Annotated in this window: 20 protein-coding genes; 5 read left to right on the forward strand and 15 right to left on the reverse strand. The window is 36.5% G+C overall.

Annotated elements, in window-relative coordinates:
- Nucleotides 1-2: 2 nt before the first annotated feature.
- Nucleotides 3-1,445, reverse strand: a complete 1,443-nt coding sequence (locus IGI37_RS11045; RefSeq protein ID WP_438761917.1) for a helix-turn-helix domain-containing protein — start codon at nt 1,443-1,445, stop codon at nt 3-5.
- A 402-nt stretch (nt 1,446-1,847) separates the two neighbouring features.
- Here IGI37_RS11045 and IGI37_RS11050 point away from each other — a divergent pair, with 402 nt between their 5' ends.
- A complete protein-coding gene (locus tag IGI37_RS11050) occupies nt 1,848-2,225 on the forward strand; it encodes a DUF7006 family protein (RefSeq protein ID WP_438761919.1) in 378 nt (125 codons plus the stop codon).
- Nucleotides 2,226-2,256: 31 nt separating this feature from the next.
- On the forward strand, nt 2,257-2,811 hold the full coding sequence (locus IGI37_RS11055) for a TetR/AcrR family transcriptional regulator (protein ID WP_438761920.1): 555 nt from the start codon (nt 2,257-2,259) through the stop codon (nt 2,809-2,811).
- Nucleotides 2,812-3,114: 303 nt separating this feature from the next.
- On the opposite strand, the gene IGI37_RS11060 is transcribed toward IGI37_RS11055, so the two are convergent.
- Nucleotides 3,115-3,288: a response regulator gene (locus IGI37_RS11060; RefSeq protein WP_438761921.1), complete on the reverse strand. Its 174-nt coding sequence runs from the start codon at nt 3,286-3,288 to the stop codon at nt 3,115-3,117.
- 328 nt (nt 3,289-3,616) lie between these two features.
- Here IGI37_RS11060 and IGI37_RS11065 point away from each other — a divergent pair, with 328 nt between their 5' ends.
- Nucleotides 3,617-4,369: a C39 family peptidase gene (locus tag IGI37_RS11065; RefSeq protein ID WP_438761922.1), complete on the forward strand. Its 753-nt coding sequence runs from the start codon at nt 3,617-3,619 to the stop codon at nt 4,367-4,369.
- A 428-nt stretch (nt 4,370-4,797) separates the two neighbouring features.
- On the opposite strand, the gene IGI37_RS11070 is transcribed toward IGI37_RS11065, so the two are convergent.
- From IGI37_RS11070 to IGI37_RS11085, 4 genes are all read right to left on the reverse strand, one after another.
- On the reverse strand, nt 4,798-5,235 hold the full coding sequence (locus tag IGI37_RS11070) for a GNAT family N-acetyltransferase (protein WP_438761923.1): 438 nt from the start codon (nt 5,233-5,235) through the stop codon (nt 4,798-4,800).
- A 55-nt stretch (nt 5,236-5,290) separates the two neighbouring features.
- Entirely contained in the window at nt 5,291-5,800 is a 510-nt protein-coding gene (locus tag IGI37_RS11075; protein ID WP_438761925.1) for a hypothetical protein, read from the reverse strand.
- A 109-nt stretch (nt 5,801-5,909) separates the two neighbouring features.
- The gene (locus tag IGI37_RS11080; RefSeq protein WP_438761926.1) at nt 5,910-7,139 is read right to left on the reverse strand and encodes an MFS transporter; all 1,230 of its coding nucleotides are present in this window, start codon (nt 7,137-7,139) and stop codon (nt 5,910-5,912) included.
- Nucleotides 7,140-7,553: 414 nt separating this feature from the next.
- Nucleotides 7,554-8,735 (reverse strand): NADH-dependent flavin oxidoreductase, encoded by a 1,182-nt coding sequence (locus tag IGI37_RS11085; protein ID WP_438761928.1) that lies wholly within the window; start codon nt 8,733-8,735, stop codon nt 7,554-7,556.
- Nucleotides 8,736-9,040: 305 nt separating this feature from the next.
- Here IGI37_RS11085 and IGI37_RS11090 point away from each other — a divergent pair, with 305 nt between their 5' ends.
- The gene (locus IGI37_RS11090) at nt 9,041-9,415 is read left to right on the forward strand and encodes a winged helix-turn-helix transcriptional regulator (protein WP_438761929.1); all 375 of its coding nucleotides are present in this window, start codon (nt 9,041-9,043) and stop codon (nt 9,413-9,415) included.
- 262 nt (nt 9,416-9,677) lie between these two features.
- On the opposite strand, the gene IGI37_RS11095 is transcribed toward IGI37_RS11090, so the two are convergent.
- The 4 genes from IGI37_RS11095 to IGI37_RS11110 all read right to left on the reverse strand — a co-directional run bounded on the left by IGI37_RS11095 (nt 9,678) and on the right by IGI37_RS11110 (nt 15,269).
- Nucleotides 9,678-11,336, reverse strand: a complete 1,659-nt coding sequence (locus IGI37_RS11095) for a hypothetical protein (protein ID WP_438761930.1) — start codon at nt 11,334-11,336, stop codon at nt 9,678-9,680.
- Nucleotides 11,320-12,048 carry an ABC transporter ATP-binding protein gene (locus IGI37_RS11100; RefSeq protein WP_438761932.1) on the reverse strand — a complete coding sequence of 243 codons (729 nt, stop codon included), beginning with the start codon at nt 12,046-12,048 and terminating at the stop codon, nt 11,320-11,322. Before IGI37_RS11100 ends, IGI37_RS11095 begins: the two co-directional genes overlap by 17 nt.
- Before the next feature lie 665 nt (nt 12,049-12,713).
- Nucleotides 12,714-14,159: a DUF1958 domain-containing protein gene (locus IGI37_RS11105; RefSeq protein WP_438761934.1), complete on the reverse strand. Its 1,446-nt coding sequence runs from the start codon at nt 14,157-14,159 to the stop codon at nt 12,714-12,716.
- A gap of 213 nt (nt 14,160-14,372) precedes the next feature.
- Complete coding sequence (locus tag IGI37_RS11110; RefSeq protein WP_438761936.1) at nt 14,373-15,269, reverse strand: DMT family transporter; 897 nt, start codon at nt 15,267-15,269, stop codon at nt 14,373-14,375.
- 110 nt (nt 15,270-15,379) lie between these two features.
- On the opposite strand from IGI37_RS11110, the gene IGI37_RS11115 reads away from it, so the two are divergent.
- Complete coding sequence (locus IGI37_RS11115) at nt 15,380-16,798, forward strand: PLP-dependent aminotransferase family protein (protein ID WP_438761937.1); 1,419 nt, start codon at nt 15,380-15,382, stop codon at nt 16,796-16,798.
- A 138-nt stretch (nt 16,799-16,936) separates the two neighbouring features.
- Here IGI37_RS11115 and IGI37_RS11120 read toward each other — a convergent pair whose 3' ends face one another.
- From IGI37_RS11120 to IGI37_RS11140, 5 genes are all read right to left on the reverse strand, one after another.
- Nucleotides 16,937-17,746, reverse strand: a complete 810-nt coding sequence (locus IGI37_RS11120; protein WP_438761939.1) for a hypothetical protein — start codon at nt 17,744-17,746, stop codon at nt 16,937-16,939.
- A gap of 171 nt (nt 17,747-17,917) precedes the next feature.
- Complete coding sequence (locus IGI37_RS11125) at nt 17,918-18,532, reverse strand: helix-turn-helix domain-containing protein (protein ID WP_438761941.1); 615 nt, start codon at nt 18,530-18,532, stop codon at nt 17,918-17,920.
- 218 nt (nt 18,533-18,750) lie between these two features.
- On the reverse strand, nt 18,751-19,170 hold the full coding sequence (locus tag IGI37_RS11130; protein ID WP_438761943.1) for a hypothetical protein: 420 nt from the start codon (nt 19,168-19,170) through the stop codon (nt 18,751-18,753).
- Between the two features lie 910 nt (nt 19,171-20,080).
- On the reverse strand, nt 20,081-20,635 hold the full coding sequence (locus tag IGI37_RS11135) for a hypothetical protein (protein WP_438761945.1): 555 nt from the start codon (nt 20,633-20,635) through the stop codon (nt 20,081-20,083).
- Between the two features lie 447 nt (nt 20,636-21,082).
- Nucleotides 21,083-22,834 carry an ATP-binding cassette domain-containing protein gene (locus tag IGI37_RS11140; RefSeq protein WP_438761947.1) on the reverse strand — a complete coding sequence of 584 codons (1,752 nt, stop codon included), beginning with the start codon at nt 22,832-22,834 and terminating at the stop codon, nt 21,083-21,085.
- Nucleotides 22,835-22,836: the final 2 nt, after the last annotated feature.

The raw sequence follows: 22,836 nt of genomic DNA on the forward strand, positions 1-22,836 counted from the left end.
TTTTAACTCCTTTCAGCTTTCGCTCCCTTAAGTTCAACTAATAGTTCTCCAAGGTCGCGCCAGTCATCAGGAGTTGGCGGTTTTTTCCAAATCAATTGTTTGTAGCCTTTTTGATGAATCAGACAATCAGAAATGTAGATATCTGTTTGTCGGGTAATTTTTTCTTCATATTTAATATTCATACTTTGTAAAGAAGACAACATCAACTGAATGTATTGGTTATAGTTTTCTCCATGTGAGAAATCAATACATATGTATAACGGTTGTTCTATTTTGGATATAGGTAATTTTGTAACCAACAAGAAAAGATAATCGTAGTAAAGCTTGCTCATCTCGGCCTCATCAAAAAACAGCTTTCGACCTTCGAGCGTGTCTAGGAAATTTTTTACGATAGAATCTAGTTTGGGATTCACTTCTTGGAAATAATGAAATTCCTTTTTTATGATAAAGGTGGTTTCTTTAAAATGATAGATCAGCCACTTTCGATTAATATCCTTGACTTCATTTAACAACTTCACTTCGTCTTGCTTATTTAAGAGACATTCATTTGAAAGATATTGAAGAAATTGATGTGCGATTTGCTCCACTGCAAGCTCGGTATCATTTCTTAAGAAGCTTTCAATCAAGTCTTTATCAATATCCTCTAAATAAATAAATGAAAAGAGAAATGCGATTTCGTTGGAGACCTTATCCTTTGGGACACCCCAGCTATGCACTAACTCTTCTGTTAAAAACTCTCGATAAGCTGATGGTTCTACGGTGACAAAACTTTCTTCTATGTAATGATTCATTCTTAATCTAGTCAGCCAAACATTTATAAAAGAGGCCAATTTGATTTTTTTGGTCTCTGATAAGGAACATTTTGTTGAGTGGATAAGTTGGTCAATTAGCTGATTAGCCTTCACTTGAATGAAATCAGGAAATGGACTGTAGATGCCATTGAATGCCTCATAATAAAGATTATATAGGCGGATTCGCAATTGAAATTCATCTCCAAGAATCTGATTCTTTTTAAGTAGAAGGTTATCTGTTTGCACAATAGATTTTAGCTCTCTGTGCTGGTTATAGGCAGAGGATCGGCTCATATGTAGGTCATCTATTTGTCGGTCAAGGGGCGTTTCTTTCACTAGAAAATTGTGAAACAACTGGAAAAGCGTACTCGACTTTAAATAATTCATCCGCAGTTCTTTTATTGTTCTATGGGAAATGTTTTTTGAGATAATCTCGCCACTTGCAAGAATCTCGATTTCTATATCCGTGTCTGAGAACAGTAAATTTAATTCTTCATGAAGTAATTGAATGAACTTTGCCGTTTTATATTTAGAAATTGAAAGAACATCACTTAGTTTGTTAATCGTACAATATTGGTTCTTATTTAATTCTAGATATTGTAATACGGTGATTTTATAATACTGATCCTCTAATAATAGGTAATTTGGGCTCATTCAGTATATTCTCCCTTCATTATATCTTATTCTACTATTTTTTTTTGTTAGATTCGTCTCAATTTTTTTTGGAAAGAAAAAATATTTTGGATTTTTTGAGAGAACCTTTTCGAACAATCTAGCAAACTTTTGATTAGAAAAATGTTAAAAATAACGTGCTTTATGTTGATAATAAAGGAAGTTATCTGGAAACACAAAAAATATGTCTGCATAAAATATGAGAGGAAAATTAAATATTTTTGAGAGAAATCCAAAAAATTATCAGAAACTTAGAATTTTCTGGACAGACTTTCTATTTTTTTGTCCTATAATCAATTTGTATTCGTCATATACCTTGTAACTAAGGGATAAAAAAGGAAGTGACTATAAATTAGAACTCAAAAATAGTTAGGAGGAGACAAAATGAGTCAACGATTGTCATCAGTTAGCAAGGAAGTGGAGGCTTATTTTTTCGGTTATGAGCAGACACTACTAAAAAATTCATATAAATCACAGGCTGAAAAATTACTCACTTATTATGAAGGAATCAAAAGAGAATTTTCAGAGATTATTTTACAGACACACAGAGAAACCTATTTAGAAAATATTCAAAAGACATTAACTTTAGATGCAAAATTGCAAATATTATTTTTCTTTTGGTTCGAAACGGACGCACACAACTGTTCAGAAGATGAGATTATTTCAATCGCAGAAAAAGATTGCCATACATATTATCAAGAAACCATGGATTATAAAATGAGTTCCACTATTCCAATCTCATTTTTACAAAGAATTGGTTAAACTAAGAAACTATTGAGAGGAGCGTTTTATTATGAGAGGAAAGGTATTTACAGCCGAATTTATATTAGAAGGTGCTTATGAATTAGCCATAAAGGAAGGAATAACTGCAGTCACAGCGAGAGGCTTGTCAAGAGAGATGGGCATTTCTACCCAACCAATCTACATGGAGTTCAAAAATATAGATAACTTGCGAAGTGCTGTCTATCAGTTGATACTTACTCGTATTGCAGAAAATTATTTCGCAAAAAATGAGACTTTACTTGATTTTATGAATAATTTTTATCGGTTTACCAAAGAAGAGGCCGATCAATATCTGGCACTAACTACGGATAAAATTTCTTTGAAGGATACACAAAAATTTTTCTTTGCTAAATTTTGCGAAGCTTTTTCTAACCAAACGACACTTAAACCTGTCCAAATTCAGCTACTCTATGCACAAATTATCGGGAGTATCAATTCCCTTATGACGATTGTTGGTCAGTTTAAAGAACACGAGCTGATTCAAGAGCTGTATGAACGAATTGCGGCAGTCTATTCAACAGACTATTTTGCAAAAGTGACGCCATCTGTTGAAGCACATGTATAAACTAACTCAATAAAACGGACCCTCCCCTTTGTATATAGGTGTAGGGTCTGTTTTTTTAAATTGTGAGCCTGTCATACCTTTTTCAAAGTAGAGAATCTTACGAAATTCGATAAAATAGTCACTCTTTTTATAAGAAAATTGTAGTCCTCTTTCTTGTGCTTGTAAGTACTTCATTACTCGATCCAGAACCGGAAAGAAAGTTTTTTTAGATACGGATTTTGTGACATAATCGAAGATTTGTAGAGAAAATACTTCAGGCATATACTCCTTATAGCTTGTTAAAAATATAATGGGTACTAAATATCAGCCTTTTCGAATGTTCCTTGTCAAGTCAGTTCCGCTCATGTTGGGTATCTTGATGTCTAAAAAATAGACATCATACTTTGTTCTTTTTGATACCAGCAGAAGCTTTTGAAGATCATAGTAGATCCCCACGTCTAATCGATTGTTTGTGTAGCTCTCTAACAATATTTCCACTTGTTAGGTTGTTAATCATTCATCATCACAGATGACAATTTTCATTGTGTCCCTTCTCTCTTTAGTCAATCAGAAGTCTACACTTCTCCACGAATTATTTCAACAAAAAACCAGATTGGTCTATTTTTTTACCAGTTATTACCTATAAACCGTCATTTGTGACATTTAGGCAATCCTCCTATTCTTTTCAAGTAAACTTAGTTTGTGCTCATCAACTAAAGAAAGTAGGAAGCCATATGCGGAAATTCGAAAAAGAATTTATTGGGTCGGCAACAGCTGCTATCGTATGTAATAGCAAAGGCCTCATTCTGGAGGGCGATGGTCAGTAATGATGAAACGCGTTTCTTCAGTAAAAAAGTATTTAGTTTTGTTTCTTTTTATTGGGGTGACAATAGCAGGGATTTTTTTCTCACAACCAAAAGTTTATCGGGGTCTGGTTTCTCATATACACAGTTCTTCTGCGCAGAAGACAAAGAAGGAAAAAAAGGTATCGAGTCCATTGGCTGTTCCTCTAGAAAATCAATTGGACCCGGATAAATTAGAAAACGGCTGTGAGGTCACTGCTTTATCGATGTTGCTTAGATATTCTGGGTATAAAGTAACGAAAAATACATTGGCATCTCAGCTTACGTATGTTCCCGTCATGGTGGATGCAACTTATCACGGCAACCCACACGATGGTTTTGTTGGAAATATTGAAGGTGGTTTGGAAGCGATGGGCGTGGCAGTTGAACCGATAGCTACATTAACAAAAAGTATTGTGGGGGGCGACAAAGAAGTCGTATCAGGAAGTGCAATTGATTTTTCTGAAGTTGAAGATGCGGTTAACGCAGGCAAACCAGTATGGGTAATCACTACAGTTGATTATGTCACACCACAGGAAACAGACTGGCTGACTTGGCAAACAACGAGTGGTATTATCACCGTTTGTCGGATTTGTCATTCGGTCGTCGTCACAGGAGTCGATGCGAATTCTGTCTATGTTAACGATCCCTACGGCTACAAAAATCGTAAGGTGCCAATTGAACAGTTTAAGGAAGCCTATGCTGTGATGGGTGAACAGATGTTGTATCTAAAGTAGGAAAAATCAATGTAAGGTATAATGAATGACTCTTGAATTAGAGGTTCGTATTCTAGATAAGTAAAAACGGGGCAAACGTGCGAGTTGCTTCCGTACTCCCCCTCTTTTTTTGTTTTTACTTCAAGCACTAGTCGCGCTACCGCTTAACTCGCCCACTCGTTTCATAAGCGAAACAAAGCCCGTTTCACTCATGAAACCATATAGGCTGAAATCACGTATACCAAGCCTTCGCGACTAGTGAACTTATGCCTTATGTCTATCATACTTTTTCTCGTTTCATCATTCCCCAGAATCCTTTCATCGGTCCATTATCAATACAGTACACCACGCGAGACATCCTTTGTTTTAGTCCTATTTTTGCTATTTCTAGCGACATTTATCAAACGAAAAATAACTAGTGTGTTTTGAACAGTGTCACAAGTCGGCGTTTAACGGCTGGTTATCTCTATTGACTTGTTCAAAAAATATTTTGTTGTACCATCAAATGGACAATCTTCAAGTTTGCCGTAAATGGAAAAGCCTAATTTTTGATAAAAACCTAGTCCTTGATAATCCTGTGTGTTAACCGTGAGATGCCTACAGCTTCTAGAAATTGCTAGTTTCTCCGCTTCTTTCACTAAAATGGACCCGTAATTTTTGTGGCGATAGTCCGGTATAACGGCTAGCAAAGATAGATGCATTCTGTTGCCTGTGATGTAGCCGGTCAACCCTGCCAGGTATGCTTCATTCATGTAAATTGCGAGTGAAATTGAGTCTTTTCCTTCTGTAAAGGTTCGTGCCATTTTTTCTTGTTGGTGCATATTAAGTAGTTGGATCAATTGTTCAGAATTCTGTTTGAAATTCATAGTGTCAACTTTTATGGTCATGTACTAGTCCCTTCTTACGTCCAGTATTCGTTGATATAAGGTGTGGTATTCCCTTTTAGAATGAATCTCTTGGTTTCATATTTACTCTTTTGACTGCTGGAGGCGAACCGGTGTTGTCATCTATTATTTGTTTTAGCGTTGTTTCAGAAAGAACTGAGAGATCGGATCGTTGAATTTTGTTTGGCTCATATAAATCTTCGCGTATAGTCCAAATTTCATAAGGGAAATCATACTTTGCCAAGTAGTCAAATAAATCTGCACTATACTTAAGGTAATTCTCAATTATTACTTCATAAATAGTCCCTTCTTTTACATAGGCATTAATAACTTCCCCTGCCGCCGTGTTAAATACTTGAAAGGGCGAATGAAAGTTCGTATTTTCTATATAAAATAACTTTTCATCGGGAATAATGTCTTGGGGCTCAAATCCCATCCGTTTGAATTCTTTCTCAATTGCCTCTTTTTCATTGCCTAACTGCACTAAATCGTTCAAAGATAATAGTTCTCCGCTTCTAGAAACTTCTTCCAATTCCCCTTTTGTTACAATGTACAGTCCAAAAGACATTCCGATTCCTCCTTAAAATTCGCTAATTAACTGTGATAATAATTCATGATACCACGTTTTGACAGTCAGGGTTCATTTGAAATGAAAAATTATGAGTTGTATCTCTAATTTATTGAAGTGAACGAAGTTGTTTATCCCGTAATCCTAAGAAAAAGAGGAGCAATAAACAAGCGCCTGAGGTAACAAACATCCCTACGGTAGGCAGAATAATGGATAAGAAACTCCCGATAATCAGGCCAAGAGGTCCAGAAAGGCCAATGAACATCAAAAATAAGCTGATGACCTTCCCTCGATGCTCTACAGAAATGGTTTCTTGTAAGAGTGTTTGAATAGGTGCATCAATTAGAGGCAAGGCAAATCCTGCGCAAAAATTAACCAAAACAAAACAAGAAAATCCCAGTCGATTGGCTGGTAAAAAGCCTGAAATAAGTAAGCTAGCTGCCACAGTGATTGTCCCCGTGGCCGTAAAAAAGAGACGATGAACCAGATGTGGTAAATGGGCAAGACTGAGTCCGGAAAGTAACATGCCCACTGCAAGGGAAACTTCAACAATTGGCGCAGAAACCTTGAGTGACCCGTGAAAATGTTCTGTTGTCATTAGTGGATATAACACGGTCGTCGGCATAATCAGAGCAACGGAAACCACTTTGTACATAAGTAAATGAAACAATGGGCGATTTCGTTTTAACTCCACGAAACCCGATTTCAGTTCTTGGATTAGATGAAACGAAGAATTGATGGACGTTGCAAATGACGGGAACCGGGTGATGCCAACTGTTGCCAACCCAACTAAATTCGCTAAAACTGAAAACAGTAAGAGATCATTTATAGGCAGTAGTCCATATAGGAGTCCTCCTAATACTGGTGGAAATAGCTGATTGACAGCTTGTAACGCACTATAATGACCGTTCACCTTTAATAAATGCTCTGAGGGAACAAGTTCAGGAACAGAAGATTGTGTGGTTGGATTTTGAACACTAAGGGCAACAGATCGTAGAAAGTTTGAAAATAAAATGAGACTGATAGTTAACTGGCCGCCTGATGCTAAGCCTTTGAGGAATAAAAAGAGTGTTATGGTGCCTACAAGAGCATCAGAAAGCATCAGTATTTTTTTCTTTGAGAAACGATCGATAAGAATCCCAGCAAACGGCGAAAGAAGCGCCAGTGGAATGAGTGAAATGATTTGTGCTAGGGATAAGACACTTGCGGAATGGGTGATAGCTGTTAGATAAAAAATCAGCGCATAGTTGACCGTGGTAGATAGGAGCGTGGAGAGCCCCTGCCCTACAAATAACGGATAAAAGTTATGTGTCCAACGTGGTGATGTGAATTTAAGCATAAAAAAATCTCCTTTACAATTGTAGTAGTTACAACTGCTCGGAGTTTCTCGCGAGGTATACGTGCTAGGATACCCCAGCCTTTTTCGTCGTGAAGATACAATAGCATAGAACAAAAAACATGTCAACGAGTGAGTTGCCAATGCCTCAATCGATGCTTTAGTAAATGGATCATATCAATCACCAGCCACATTAAAGCCTCTAGTGAATACGGGATGTTCACTAGAGGCTTTCTGTCTATGGCTATTTTTTATCTGCATCCAATCTGAGTCACCGTTTTTTACTGGAAGATGAATTTTATTGAGTCACCGCCACTTTCAAACCAATAATCCTCTTGAGTTAAACAGGCTTTTCCCTCATTAAAATGCAATCGTGCACCCTATTCGCTAACTTTTCAATTGAATACAAAATGTGTGTTAGAGTTTTTTCTCGAAGCCTTCCATTGGTGCGAGTGTGTTTGTGTAAGAATCATACACATTCCCATCATCGTCAAAATGCATAACGCTTCTAAAGGACTCACGTAGATATTCTTGCATCGCGCCTGGGATAGCTAATTCTTCCATATCAAAAGGATTTAAGGTTGTTCGGATGCTTGTTGGCAGGTTGGCTGCTACTTTTTGGACCCATTTAGGCTCACGAATTAGCTCACGTCCAATTGCTACGAAGTCTGCGCCATCATTCATGACAGCTTCCGCTTCTTCGGGTTGTTCGACAGAGCCGATACCAATGAGTGGGACAACGCCTTTTGTCTGTTGTGCAAATTGGGATAATAAGGTGTTTGTGTTCGCCTTATCGTTTAAAGAAGTTCGTTGGTAGCTTCCCATTGAAAGGTGGATATAGTCAACTTTTCCTTTTATTTGATCAACAAAGTATAATGAATCTTCCAAACGAATTCCTGGTGTTTCAATTTCTTCTGGCGACAAACGGTAACCAAGAATAAACGGCTGAGTGGCATATTTTTGGATTGTTTCATTAACTTTAGCAATAACGGCCAACGGGAATTTCAAACGATTTTCTCGTGTTCCTCCCCACTCGTCCTCTCGTTGATTAGAATTTTCTGAATAAAACTGTTGAAGTAAATACGTATTGGCGCCATGCAACTCAACACCATCAAAGCCAGCGTCAATTGCTCGTTTGGTTGCTTGACCTAAGTCTTCAATAATTTGTAGGATTTCTTCGTGCGTCAACGCACGTGGTACCTCTGAATTTGGTGGATAAGGCGCAGCTAAGGCACTGGCACTTACTGGTTGTTCCCCACGTAATACTTTACTGTTTGATTTTCGTCCCGCATGAAAAATTTGTAAAACGGCTTTGGTGTCCTCTTTTTTTATTGCTGTGGCCAAGTTAGTTAAACCTGGGAGCATGCGGTCATTTGCGACAGAAAGTTCCCCTTCAAAGCCTTTTCCGTTGTCACTGACATTTGCAACACCCGTGACAATTATTCCCGGTCCGCCTGCTCGTAAGGCATAGTAATCGACTTCCTCTGAGGTCACCATTCCGTTATAAAAACTCGACATAGTAGTCATCGGTGACATCACAATTCTGTTTTTAATTTCTAACCCGTTTTTGAATTTGTAGTTAGTTAAAAAGTTTTTCATTACTCTTCATCCTTTCTGAACTTACAGGAATTTATTTTCCTGCCTTGTAATTGCTATTATAAAGACAATCAGACAGTTGAAAAGTACCTACTTTTTTGTTTCATAGGCACAAAAAGGAAACAATTGCGTCAGTTCAATCAAATTACAAAAATATTTTTTTGATTTCTTTCTTTTTTAAGCGAATTTTCAGGCGAGAATGATTGTTTTTTTTTATGGTCGATGGTATCATACCTCCATTAAGTAGAAGAACTAGTGAGCCACAATGTTTAGTGGCTTGTAAATGGTATGAAAAGGAGAATGATTCTATGAAAAAAGTCTATCACTTAGGTATAGGTGCTACATTGGACGTGATTGGTAGAAAATGGAAGACGATTATTTTGTGTCACTTAGGTAATGGGCCAATTCGGACAAGTGAACTAAGACGGAAAATCCCCAATATCACACAAAAAATGCTTGTCCAACAGCTTCGTGAGCTGGAAGAAGATGGTATCGTGGATCGAAAAGTCTACAACCAAGTCCCACCTAAAGTTGAATACTCTTTGTCTGAAGATGGAAAATCATTACGAGATATCCTCGTCTCTATGTCAGAGTGGGGAGTCAAACGCGTGGAAAAACTAAACGAAGCTGGCGCCAATATTGAAATTGAAAATGAGGATTATTCTGGTTTTCTCAAGTATTAATTTGCTGAGTACCACGGAAATGTGAGCGAGTCACATAAATAGTTTATTGACCAGCTGATATTCTAATAAAAATTGGATTAATCTGTTATTACTCCCCTTAATTTTCTTGTGGCGGTTGAAAAACCGAATACAAATGAATGATTTCGGAGAGTTTTTTTGTTCGAATACACAAATAGCGGCCTCCTCTTTTTTGATTTCTTTCCTCGCACAAATAAACGTGGAAAATCGTCAGTAATTTTTCTGCCGATTCTCCCACGTTTATTTAGTCTTTGGTTTTAAAAGTTTTGGGTGCTACACGATAAATCACAACGAGTCCAATTGCTACATACACTAAACAGATCACTGAAACCACAATCACATAAAGAACCCCAGTAACTCTAACTTGTGAATTCATATAAGCAAAATAATAAAATACCCAGGTAACGACTTTGTATGCTGGGCTGCTCACGGTCATATCAGAAGTGAATGGCTGAAGCAAATAATAAACAAATAGTTCATGAAAAGAAAATAAAAATCCTAATGCAACTAATAACAACAACAATGTCCCAAAAAACTGCCAGCTCAAATAGAAATCATTTAGCACCTGCAGGAGGATAAATAAGAAAAAAATACTCAGAATAATTAAGCTATTGTATTGAAACGTTCGCCGTAAACGATAGGTAAAGCCTTTTAGAATTGTATCACTTTCTCGATAAAATGGATAATATAGCATCGACGAGTCACAATTGACGAACAGCATTTGAACGATTTGTTTACCAAAGGACAGAAAGTACATGACAAAAAATAAGAAAGGCAACAGTCTGACTGTCGCGGCTTCATCTAAACCAAGGTCAACATTGGTGAGTCGCAAAACAAGTAAGAATACTGCAACTACAGAAAATCCAGCAAGCATATAGCGGATTTTTTTATTAAATACTTGGCGGTAACGACTGAACAGAAGTGCGTTTAAATACTCGCTCCCCTTTAAATTAGATACCTTTTCATCCGTATTGACCTGTAACTGACTTTGCATTTTAAGTCCTTGGCCAATATATTGATTATTTTTTTGAGTATCATTTGTTGTCGTTTCATAAAATGAAAACGACTGCCGAATCGTTTTTTGAATAAATTCATGCTGTTTCGGATAGTTCCATGCGGCTCGAAAGCTTAAATAAGTTAAAATTAACCAAGCTGGTAATAAAATCCAGCTAGTAAAAAGGTTTGTCAAAGACGCTACCCATCCCAGATAATAGAAACTACCAATAATAATCAAGAATATAACGGTGGCCATTAGTCCGATCCAGCGACGCATAACGGTACTAAAATTAATCATATATAACCAACGACAGAAGACAAATAATAATAAGTTCCCTGCTAAATATGAAAGAGGCATCAGCAAACCTAGTAAGGGTTTGTTAGCCAATAAGCCATAAAAGACGCCAGTGAGCAAGTAGAAGAAGGTACTTTTCAAGACACTTACAAACATTTGACCTAAGACAAACTGGGGAGCGGATAGAGAAAATTCCGTATAGAATTTAATCATTTTTTGAGTAATAAGAACGGAAAACTGATTGTAAAATCCATAAACTATAACGACCAATACAAACCACAGAAAAGCGCCTTGCTGCAACATAGACGGATTTATCTGAGAAAAAATATCCGAAATCGTACCTTTATTCACAAAGGTAGATAAGAAAATTTGTAAGGCTACAATCACTATAAGAAATAAGACCTTCTTCAAAAATGAAAATGAGATACTGAAGATGGTTAAGATGACTCCTAAGGCACTCTTCAATCCATAGGCTGCGTAAACCTGCTCACTAATCATTCGTTTAATGAGCGGAACACGGCGCAAAAAATAGAAAAAACTATTTAGCATTTTGGTTAGATTATAATTGAAAAAATGGCAATCTTCTTTAAAAAAATTAGCCAGCATCTTCATTTATCGGACCCTCCTTGTCTGTCAGCATCTGTACCACTTCTTCTTCAAAATTTGGGTCGTGAATACGTTCAGCAGGAATCCCAACTAATTTTCCAGTATGTAACAAGACCACTTCATCACATAAATCCTGGGCTAGTTGTAGAATATGTGTGGAAAAAATCACCACTGAATCAGTTTTCATATGGAGAATCATTTCTTTCATTTCGTGAGCAGCCACCACATCAAATGAGGTTAAGGGTTCATCCAATAATAATACGGGTGGTTTGACCATCAAAGAAACGAGCATTTGCACTTTGTTTTGCATACCATGAGAAAAATCCTTCAACAATCGATGATGATCTTCTGCTTCAATCCCAACTGATAGTAGATAATCTTCGGGACGCTGAATATCTGTAATCCTCTTGCGATTAATATCCACAAAAAAGCGGACAAATTCATATGCTGTCATAAATGCTGGGAGATGGGGCGTCGTATAGACAAATCCAATGTCTGTTGTATCGTAATTCAAATTTCTTTCTTCTTGATTCTCTAAATAAATCTGTCCACCATCCAAGGCAATGTTTCTGGAAATACAATTAAACAAGGTAGTTTTACCAGAACCGTTCCGTCCGAGCAGACCATAAATTTTCCCTTTTTCGAACTGAAAGCTAGTGTCGTCAAAAATGACTTTTTCTCCAAATTTTTTTTCAATTGCATCAATTACTAATTTCATTTAATCACCTACCCTTTCTCTTAAAGATAAGTGTACTAGAATGCTTGTCTTTTGAATAGTGATATGGGGGCTTTCCTGGGTGACCTCATAGTCATCGTAATAAACACGAGACCACAAAAAACGAACACTAGCATAAAAGCCAAAGTTCGTTGTCGTTTCTATTTTTCAGTTGCTTCAGTTGATAACATACGTTCCAAATTAAGGGCCTAGCTGAAGGAATCAATAAGTCACTAGGTAGAAAAAACAGTTCATCTATCAGCATCAGTGAATTAACTCAAAACTCCTCAGATGAGTTAAAAAGAAAGAGTTGATAGAAATGTATACGGGTCAATTAATTCAGTTACCAGAAACGATTCTAGCAGAAAATAATTTAGATCTCTTTATGCTCTCTCAAAAGAAATCGGCCCTTCTCTTTGAAGCTAGCAAGGAGATCTGAGAGTGAGCGTTCTTTTTCAAATTATCACAATCTAAACGAAACCAAACAGGACGGCCACTGATAAAAGTGACCATCCTGTTTGGCTAGTGTTTCTCTCATCTAATAATGTACTGTTGAAGTCGCTAATCACTGCTGACTGTCTTTATCCTTAGCGAGTTAGTGTTATTTTTATTGGCTAAGTTTGATCTACAAAGTTAAGTAGATTAATTTGAAATTTTTGAGTTCTATACTAGAGAAAGTTTTTTATAAACAAAATTAATGCGATAAGCAAAGAGGCAACTCCGATAATTCTAACGATTAATAGCTTACTTCCGCGAGTGCTACTTCTTCGCCCAACTGGTTTTCGTTTGATTGGGACAAATAGAAAGAATAGTCCGATAATGAGAAGAACGACAGGTAAAATATACTCTTTTGCTTGATCCAGCAAAGCTTTTTTCGAAGTGAATGAGTTTGCTGCCTGTTTTGTAGCTGTTTTATCGCCCTCTGTACTGTTTTCTTTAGTACTCTCTTTATTGCCTTCTATGTAGTTTGCGGCTAATTCTGGCAGACTTTCTGTTAGTCGTTCTTTTTGGTTAAGCAAGACGACTTTGTTTTCTTGAAGGGTGATTTGAGGTTCTTCCCCTTTTTTCACTACACCATAAAAATCGTTGTCTAACTGAATGACTTTTCCTTCAATTTCATGGTCGCCTTTTGGTAAAAGTAACCGATGTTCATACTCATCAAAGGTCTTCTTAAGTAATGCGTTCCCAAAAGGATGACGATAATATTCTCCATCCTGGTCTGCCCAATCTCCGACACCTAAAATCACTTCAATTAAACGTGTCTCTCCTTGTTTAGCTGTAGCCACATAATTGAAGGCACTGCTTGGTCCAGAGCCGGTCTTCATACCATCGACCCCTTCAAAACCATATTTTGCGCCAGGTAATGAATAGTTATAGGTCTCAAAGGTTTCCTCATAAGGCGTGCCTTCCATAGCTGTAACTACAGGCTGGTTGGTAAATTCCAAGACCTCGGGATGATTGTTGATTAAATGAAAGACCATCGTTGCTAAATCACGAGCAGTCGAAGTATTGCTACCATTTGGATCAAAACCTTCTGGATGGTACAACCCTTCAAAGCTGACTGCTGATGCACCACTACAGTTATAAAATGTCGTGTTACTCATGCCGATTTCTTGCGCTTTGTCATTCATTTTTTGAATAAACGCACCCGCTTGATTATCTGAGACAGCATTTGCCAACATGACAGTTGCAACATTCGATGACGGTACGATGACCATTTTTAACAATTCTTTGACTGGATAGTCTACACCAGCCACAATTTTGTTGTTACTAATTGCATACAACTGGCCAATTGCTTGATCATTTTGTGTCGCTTGAATGGTAGTGTCTAAAGTTAATTTTCCTTCTTTTATTGCATCAAATACTAAAAAGACGGTCATCATTTTGGAGATACTAGCTGGTTCTCGCACAGCATCAGGGTTCTCTGCCCATAATATCTGGCCATTTGTTCCATCCACAACAATGGATGCTTTTGGTTTGTTTTTCTCTAAAACATCTGTATATCCTGCTGCCCTTGTTACTTCCATAATGTCTTCAGCAGCATAGACCGTGACAGGTGTTTCAAAAGGAACTAAGAGTAACACAAATAATACAAAGACGAATTTTTTTGTCATAGGGCCTCCAAATTAACAAGTAATACCCTATATTTTATTATGCACGTGTGTAAATATCAAGTTCAAGTTGGCTACTTTTCAAAATTTTCTAACTATTCCAATTTTATCTGTTGGGTCTGCCAAGCATTTCGGACAAACATTATAGAGCCGAATATCTCTGTTGCCCGCTCCTCTATGATTCGCTGCGCTTTGTCTGATTTGGGAGCTGTCTATTTAGATTGGGGCCTCAGCTTTTGTCTTTGGCGATGCAAACTGAGCCTTGACAGTAAACACGCCAACCATAACAATCACCATTCCGATAATTTCTTTTGTTGAAATAGTCTCTCCAAAAATAAAGAAGGAATAGATTGTAGCGATTACTGCTTGGAAAAGGCAAATGACCGAAGAAAGAGTGACATTCAGTTTGCCTTGGCAAAAGGCAAGTAAATTATGTCCTACGACTTGTAAACAAATCGTTAAGCCCAAGATGGGTAAGAAGTCCGCCGTCGTTTTGGGCACTTGAAAACTTTCCATGTTGGCCAAAATAAACAGAGTGATTGAGCTACCGATACCACTGACAAACATGATTGCGTGACTACCAATACGATCCCTTAACTTATAAGAAATTAACAAGAAGCCTCCATAAAATATCGATGCTAGAAAGGCCAAAAAATCGCCAAAATAGCCTTCGCTATTTGCTTGAACTTTTCCGCCTAACAAGACGAATAGACCCAAGAATGTGATGAGAACACCTATTGGAAAGTATTTAGGAATCTTTTCTTTGAAGAGTACATAGGCCACAGGGACAACGGTTAGTGGTGTTAGATTTGTTAACAGATTTGCATTGGCAACACTTGTATAGGAAAATGACAGATTCCATAGACCAATATCGCCTGCTAAAAAGACGCCCGACAGTAAGAGAATCAAACAGTCTTTTCGGGTAAGAGCTTGAAGTTGTTTATACGCGAATGGAAAAAGTAAAGGCAGTGAAAATAATACACGGTAAAAGCCAGTATTTAGAGGGGATAATTGGCTCGCTTTCACAAATATTCCTCCCATTGCGAGAAAAGAAATGGCAATAATTTCTAATAATATATCTCTATTTTTGTTCTCTCGTTTTTTTGAATTCATGATAGTTTCCTCCTATTATCCTAATGGAGACTATGATAATATATAGGTGGACTTTTCAAAAGAGCCACTATTTAGTTTTATTAAGGTGCCACTGAGAAAGGAGTATGGAGATGATATATATTGATCGAAAAGTAAGCACGCCACTCTATGTACAAATCTACCAACAACTTAAAAATGAAATTGTTACGGGGATTATTCCAACTGGCACTCTTTTGGCAGGAAGCCGCACGCTAGCAAAAACGTTAGGGGTCAGTCGAAACACAGTGGATGTGGCATATAGTCAATTACTGGCAGAAGGTTATGTGAACGCTAAAAAAGGTGTCGGTTTACTAGTTATCTCAGTCCCCAAGCTAAATAGCTCGCTTCCCTCATCGAAACAGCCAAAAGCAAGTAAAACAATTCACCGTCATAAGGAGTCCCAGCCACATATCATCTATGATTTGACTAATGTTGGCCATTCACAGGATTTATTTCCCAAAAAAATTTGGCGGAAGTTTACTTTGGATAGTTTGGATTTATTGGAGGAAGAACAAAAACTTTCTGTGCTTCAAGACAAACAAGGAGATTCTTTTCTTAGACAAGCGTTAATAAAATACCTAGCGAAGTTTCGTGGTGTACAATGCGAAGAAGACCAGCTTGTGATTACAGGTGGTTTGCAGCAGTCGTTAAATTATTTATGTTTACTGCTTGAGGGAAAAAAGAACTTAGTTTTGATGGAGGAACCTGGTTATATTAAAGCGAGAACGATATTTGAGCACCATCATCTAGCTATCAAAAGCATTCCAATTGATAAGGAGGGGTTGCTTGTTTCACAGCTGCCTACAAATGAGCCCTTTCTAGGAATTTATACGACGCCCTCCCATCAGTTTCCCACTGGTGCCGTTATGCCGATTAGCAGAAGAATTGACCTACTAAACTGGGCAAGCGCAAATAATACCTACATATTTGAAGATGATTTTGATAGTGAGTTGCGTTATTATTCGCACCCAATTCCTTCCTTACAATCAATCGATCAGAATGAACGAGTCATCTATCTCGGTACTTTTTCAAAAGGATTATCCCCGTCTCTTCGGATGAGCTACTTAATTTTACCGCCACATTTGGTAACTGAATATCAAACTAAATTTGTAGCATACAATAGCTCTGTTCCGTTATTAAACCAGTATACAGTCGCTAAATTAATTGAGTCTGGAGAGTACGAACGCCATATGAGACGAATGAACCAAATATTTAAAAAACGAGCAGACACGTTTGTCGAGGAGTTCAAAAGTTTTGGTCAGAACGTTGAGCTTTCAAGTAACGTCAGTGGTCAGTATTTTCTCCTCCATTTTTCTAAGGAAATCGATCAGCAAAAAATGATTCAATTAGCAGAAAACAATGGTGTTCGAGTCTACTCCACTATGCAATTTTGGCATGACAAAGCAGCTTGTCCTCCACACTCACTCTTTCTAGGTTTTAGTAAAATTCTTGTTTCAGAAATTCCAGACTGTGTGTCACGATTGAAAGTTGCTTGGAAGGAGTATTTGTAAGTTATCAAGGAATTACAACATTTATACAACTACTTAAAAAGAAACGATTAAAATTAGGTTTGTACTGATTTTGATCGTTTCTTTTGGCTGAAAGTGGATTTGAAAGTCATGTATAAGGAGTAAGTACAGATAATGGGGTTATTCGCCATACCATTCTTTTTTTTCAAATTCATATTCTTTTCGAAAGTCTTCTGAATATTTTTGCAATAGTAGTCCATCAGCAAGGATTTCTAATCTCAGAAGTAGTGTGGGTAGTAATGTAATTAGACTTAAGATAGATATACCCATAAACACTGAAATGATAGCTAATATATTTCCAATTACTGAATTGTTTAATCCGGAAAGAAACGTGAAATCATTGTTATTTATCCACCACTTATTAAGTCGGTAAAACTGCATCACCATAATTGATATAGCGATAAACGTAGCTAATGTTGATGAAAATATCCTCACGATTTTTATCAATCTTTTTTTAGATAGCTCCTTATTTTTAGGTAAATATTTGACTTGTATAGTATCAATTAATTTTATTTTTACTATATAAAGTGACAGTGAGTAGCTTACTATAATGTAAATTGTAGCCAGACATCTATTCATAAGAACGTTAGTCGATATCTCTAAAGAACATATAAAAAAAATAAACATAGTTTGTGTAAAAAGGTAAAATACACTATTATAAGCTGCTTTGTTTAAGTATGACGGACACTTAAAATAGAAAACTAGTCCATAAATAACAATTAACAATGATAAAATAGGGAATATAAACCAATTTATGCTTGAGAGTAAGCTTACAATCCAAGAAATGCTTGCCAATATGAAAACTTTAAGAGTTCTAGGAAGCAAGTCTTCTTTGGGATCATGTATAGTTTCATATACTTTATGAAGTGTATTTTTCTCTAAAGCATTTGAAAAATCTATGCAATCTATTAGTTTAGAAATATCTTTCATCTATTTAATCCCCCATTTATCTGTCTACTCGAAATGTAATACATTCTGCGATTTTCCGTTTTGAATTGTTATATCTTTTACAAAAATTTCCTTCTCAATGAGTTTAAACACTCGCTCGAGTTGTTTAACTAATGAGAAAGAAACTCGATATGAGTAATGAACGCCCAGTACTCAAAAGGATTCCCTGTTAGAAGAATGAACCACCTGTATACGAGTTTCACTCTTTACGAAAGGAAGAAGTTCGTCGTAGCTTGAAAACCGGCCACCTTCGTTTAAGTACTGGCATACTAGCCCGTCAAATTGTGACGTATTCATAAACGGGGCTAGTTTAAAGAAATGTTCCTGCTGTATCTTCTCTTGAGATTGGGCTTTTTCCACTAGGAAGCTAAGCGTAGTCTCTGTAATAAATGGCGCTAGACAAATAATTTGATCAAATGGAAAGTCAGTGACCTTATCGATATAAGAATCAATCTCTTGTGGTTTCAAAAAAGGAGCTGTGTCTACAAGATCGCGCATAGATAAAAAGTCATTTGTCACAGTTGAAGAAAGCTTGGCTATTGGCTGTACGACTGCATCATTTCGAATCAATTGATCGAGTGTCAAATCAAATACTGTACATAAAGTGGTCAATCTCTCTAAATCTGGTATAGACTGCCCACGCTCCCAATTACTTACAGCCTGAAAACTGACATAAAGCTTATCAGCTAGCTCCATTTGTGTCATATTCAACGCTTTCCTAGCATCGGCAATTCGTTTCCCAATTTTTTTGATGTCAAATTCATTCATCCTAGCTTCCTCCCCAATGGGTACGGTACTGTGTTATAGCCTAATTATATCTCTAAAGTGAACCGCATGTACATCAAGTAATGGTTGATATCCGTCTCCCCAGTTCTCTGGTTACTTGAATGTCTATGGACAATAACTAAGATTTGGGTTAGTCTTCTGCTTCTTCACTTGAAATTTAGCCCCCGCCTGCTCTCTTTTCCAACTCCTTTAATCAAGAGTCATAAGCTGGCTCTCATTATTTCAATTTGTTTCACCCCAATAAGAAGAGCGACAAAAATGATAAAACAGATACATAACACCTGACGAATGCGCTGGCGTCTTTTCTGCCGAAGAACTATAGGATTTTCAGAGGCGGTATATTTTGGATACTGATTGATTCGAGGGACGCCTGGATAGGCCCCTAAAACCGACGCCACAAATGGTCGTTTTGGAATCCCGCTTTGAACAACATAATCAACCAATTCATTCATGTCCTGATCAGTTTGATTGGTGACAGGTACAACGATATACATTTCTTCATAATCCTGTTGGTACTGTGCTTTCTTTTTTTCCTTTTTATAGTACTGACACCAAGCATCTGGACTGACGGTCAGTTGCAACAAACGGATGGGCGGTCCTTTTGACGTTTCCCAATTCAACGAGATTCCTTTACTATCAGACAGAGAAATCTGTTTTTGTGGTCGCAGTCCATTATCAATCAACAAAAAAATGAAATCTTTTTCTAGAACGAATTAACTGAAGTATCAAGAACAAACTAAAAAGAAGGCTAAAACAGCAAGAAACGACGGCTAAAGGAAAAGACTGAATAGCAAACAATAATCGGCTAAAAAAGTACTTCGGTGATAAGTAGAAGATTCACCTTGGTAAATAAGCGGAAATGGTATTTTACAGTATACGTATTCGTACCATAGTTGCGAACGGTTCTCTTTCCGCCTGGTACTTTTTCTCTGACTAGTATGCATAGAGCTAGTTGAAGATTAGAAGATAGTCGATAACAATATCTTGATTTTCGTCGACTGATTCTTTCGAAATCATTTTTTGCAGTGCGCTTATAAAAATGTGGAATTCTCACTGACTTATAACGAAATATCAGCAGACTATGAGCCCTATATCTTATGAGATGGATGATTGTGTAATTGACATCTTGAAAAATAGGAAGGAAAAAGAACAAAGCGATGATTGTTATGACGAGAGCTACAGATGCGTCATCTGCGGAAAGATGAAAGCTGTCTAGCAGAATCGTATTGGGGCTTTCTAAATTAAAACGAACTTTAGTATCAAGCCTAGCACTACTGGATTTTTTTTTCAAACCTTATTTTTTGCTAACTTTTAATTCTTTGTTTCTTGAATTCCTTCTACACCTTGTTGATATTCTTTATCCGTTGTACGCCTATTTGTATACAGTTTCCTCCCATTTATAGAATCTCCCGTAGTTGCAGAAAAATTGTTGAGATAGAAATGTTTTCTTAACGACATCTATCTCAACAATTGCTCAATTCGATATAATTTTACTATGCTGATTTTCCTGCTTTTCCAACTATGCTTTTTTTAAAGCACTTTGTGATTACTGTTTTGAATGGTAAATTGTTTAGTTGGGTTATCAGGATAGGAAGCATTCCCATCATATTCAAACAGCTGAGTATTTTCTCCATCCTTCACAAATTTGCAGTAACTTCCCCCTGCTCCACCGATGTTACTCCAATGAAGAACAATTGTATCGCCTTCTTGCTTTGTTAAACTCCAACATTTTCGATCATAATTGTTCCAAGCAATGTCTTTACTGATTTCATTTTCTGTATTCTTGTAAGTCGCTTCATAAAATTCAATCGCCTCATCCATAGACGCCCACGTGTTTTCTCCTTGTGCAGATTGATTGGATGAGGTCTCTTCTTGACTGCTGTTAGAAATTGTTGTCGATTCAATTGTTGATGTACTTGTTTCGGGGACAGTTTGGTTCTCTGCACTTGTTTGACTTTGTTTAATTTGACTAGAGGATGAAGTTGATTGAGCACTCTGTAGATCCGTGCTGTCCTTTTTTTGCTCCCCACAAGCAGCTAATAAGGCGATGCTGGCTACCATAAGTATTGGATAGAATTTTTTCATAAAGATTCCTTCTTATCATAAGTTATTTTTTAAAACGCCCTTTTTTCGAGGGTTGGTGACAGCTAATTTTAACAGATTTGATATAGGGTTGAAAAGTATTTTCATTACCAGTAGTCTATAGTTTAATCATAGGGAAGTTCTACCGTCTCTCTACTTAGCGTATTGTTGAATTTTTAATTATTACTATTTCTTAGAATGTGATTCACCCTATTAAGTCGATAAAAAGAGTGGGTTCAATTTATCAGAAAATGGCGTAAACAAATACAATATTCTTTGCTGTATTGCTTAGTAAAAATTAGGAGTGTCTGAAGTAAAGCTTTAATAATCTTTTTTGTTAGTCAAAAAGTTTTTTGAGTTACTAGAAGCAACACTAAAGAAAAAAGGAGGTTCTTTTTTATACTTCTCCTCTGTTGTAGCAAGTGCGTATAATTACTGGAATTGATTCAACTATAGCTTTTTGCCTTGAATTTCACCAACAGTATATAAATTCTTATATAATTGTGAAGATTCCAGCAGTTGTTCATGTATTCCTTCAGTATCTATTCGCCCATTTTTCATAACAAGTATTCGATCAAAGGATGAAGCATATTCTAAAGAGTGACTAATCATGATAACAGTTTTTTCCTTCCAGTCGTTGGCTAAAAGATCAAAGAATAAGGGCTGTATTTGATGATCTATCTGACTAAGTGGTTCATCAAAAAAAAGTAGCTCCTTGTCCTTGGCCCAGAGACTTCTAGCTAAGACAATTTTTTGGGTTTCCCCACCAGACAATTCAATCCCATTAGTAAACAGATGCCTACCTACAGGACGTTTTTGCAGTTCTTTTAATTCAGGGACTAACTTTAATTGTTCAAAAAGACTGCTTACTTTTGTTTCATTATATTTTAACTCTCGTGAGACATTCATTCCAAGACTGATAGGATACATTTGAAAATGTTGGGCTTGATAATTGATTTTTTGTCCATTCATTTTGTCATTGAAAATAAGTGATCCTTTACCATTTTCTGAATTCAATCGGTATTGATTCATCAATACTTTTAATAAGGTACTTTTTCCAGAACCATTTTCCCCTACAATTAAAATTTTTTCATGTTTGTTCACCGTCAAATCAATATTTTTAAGTACTTCTTTTTCTGAATCAGGATAGATAAAAGAATAGGCTTTTAGTTGAACAATCTTTTCAGTGGTCAATTCAGTAGTCGGGAAAAAATTTTCATTTAGATTCTTGAGCTCTAACAGAAAAGAAGTTAGGTTGTCTACACGTTGTTGGTTAAAGAAAAAATTCGTTAGGCCTGAACCCAAAAGGCTACTTAGAGATTGGAACATCAAATTAAATGCATTGTAGGCAGAAACAAATCCAGCAAGATTAATGGTTCTCTGAACAAATAATTTTATTATAAGCAGTAAAGGTCCCACAACTTTCAAAAAAGTATCTGATAAGACGTAGCTAAAAATTAATCGCTGTCTAAAAATTCGTTTATTTTCGAAAGTTTGTTGCTTTGATAATTTTGAAATAATTATGGAAAGTTTTTCTTTGAGTAAGGAATCTAAGTGATTGATACGAATATCCCGAATAGCACGTATGTTGGAAAAAGTACCAAAATAATAACTAAATTGATTAGTTAAACTTATTTGTTTCTCCTGTTTACTACTCTGTAATTTACCCATTTTTTTGTTTCCAAAAAAAGTGCTGATAAGGGAAAATCCTAAAATTAATATGAGCAAGGGATCAATGGTTAAGATTAACGACCCTGTTAACAGAATTAAAATGGTAGAAGCAACTAAACTTGCTAGGCAATCTAGATAGCCAGTAATCATTTCTTGCCCATTTTGAGTATAAAACAGATAATTATTGCGAAATTTGGTTTCTTCTAACTCATTCCAGGATAATTGTGATTCACATTGAATTAAGTGTTTTAGAAAAAACGTGCTGACTTTCTCAGTAGCAATAGGCTGGTAAACATACTCGTAGAGACTGCAAAAAAGATTACTGATAATCATAAACAGCCATGTACCTAATAGAAACGGTAACAGGGATTGCCACTGAAAACCATTCAATAATAGAGTGATAACTTTCGCATACATCCAAACATTAAAGATATAAAGAGGTAATTGCTGAAATAGATGATAGACAACAGTCATTAGAAAAAAAGGTGTAAATGAAAAATGAAGCTGAACGCTCAATTGTTTGAGAAGCATCG

The sequence above is a fragment of the Enterococcus sp. AZ194 genome (assembly GCF_051713825.1).
Classification (GTDB): Bacteria; Bacillota; Bacilli; order Lactobacillales; family Enterococcaceae; genus Enterococcus_K.

Coding starts and splice junctions, on each gene's coding strand:
- IGI37_RS11045 (WP_438761917.1), bottom strand. CDS start 1,445: ATGAGCCCAAATTACCTATTATTAGAGGATCAGTATTATAAAATCACC.
- IGI37_RS11050 (WP_438761919.1), top strand. CDS start 1,848: ATGAGTCAACGATTGTCATCAGTTAGCAAGGAAGTGGAGGCTTATTTT.
- IGI37_RS11055 (WP_438761920.1), top strand. CDS start 2,257: ATGAGAGGAAAGGTATTTACAGCCGAATTTATATTAGAAGGTGCTTAT.
- IGI37_RS11065 (WP_438761922.1), top strand. CDS start 3,617: ATGATGAAACGCGTTTCTTCAGTAAAAAAGTATTTAGTTTTGTTTCTT.
- IGI37_RS11070 (WP_438761923.1), bottom strand. CDS start 5,235: ATGACCATAAAAGTTGACACTATGAATTTCAAACAGAATTCTGAACAA.
- IGI37_RS11075 (WP_438761925.1), bottom strand. CDS start 5,800: ATGTCTTTTGGACTGTACATTGTAACAAAAGGGGAATTGGAAGAAGTT.
- IGI37_RS11080 (WP_438761926.1), bottom strand. CDS start 7,139: ATGCTTAAATTCACATCACCACGTTGGACACATAACTTTTATCCGTTA.
- IGI37_RS11085 (WP_438761928.1), bottom strand. CDS start 8,735: ATGAAAAACTTTTTAACTAACTACAAATTCAAAAACGGGTTAGAAATT.
- IGI37_RS11090 (WP_438761929.1), top strand. CDS start 9,041: ATGAAAAAAGTCTATCACTTAGGTATAGGTGCTACATTGGACGTGATT.
- IGI37_RS11095 (WP_438761930.1), bottom strand. CDS start 11,336: ATGAAGATGCTGGCTAATTTTTTTAAAGAAGATTGCCATTTTTTCAAT.
- IGI37_RS11100 (WP_438761932.1), bottom strand. CDS start 12,048: ATGAAATTAGTAATTGATGCAATTGAAAAAAAATTTGGAGAAAAAGTC.
- IGI37_RS11105 (WP_438761934.1), bottom strand. CDS start 14,159: ATGACAAAAAAATTCGTCTTTGTATTATTTGTGTTACTCTTAGTTCCT.
- IGI37_RS11110 (WP_438761936.1), bottom strand. CDS start 15,269: ATGAATTCAAAAAAACGAGAGAACAAAAATAGAGATATATTATTAGAA.
- IGI37_RS11115 (WP_438761937.1), top strand. CDS start 15,380: ATGATATATATTGATCGAAAAGTAAGCACGCCACTCTATGTACAAATC.
- IGI37_RS11120 (WP_438761939.1), bottom strand. CDS start 17,746: ATGAAAGATATTTCTAAACTAATAGATTGCATAGATTTTTCAAATGCT.
- IGI37_RS11125 (WP_438761941.1), bottom strand. CDS start 18,532: ATGAATGAATTTGACATCAAAAAAATTGGGAAACGAATTGCCGATGCT.
- IGI37_RS11135 (WP_438761945.1), bottom strand. CDS start 20,635: ATGAAAAAATTCTATCCAATACTTATGGTAGCCAGCATCGCCTTATTA.
- IGI37_RS11140 (WP_438761947.1), bottom strand. CDS start 22,834: ATGCTTCTCAAACAATTGAGCGTTCAGCTTCATTTTTCATTTACACCT.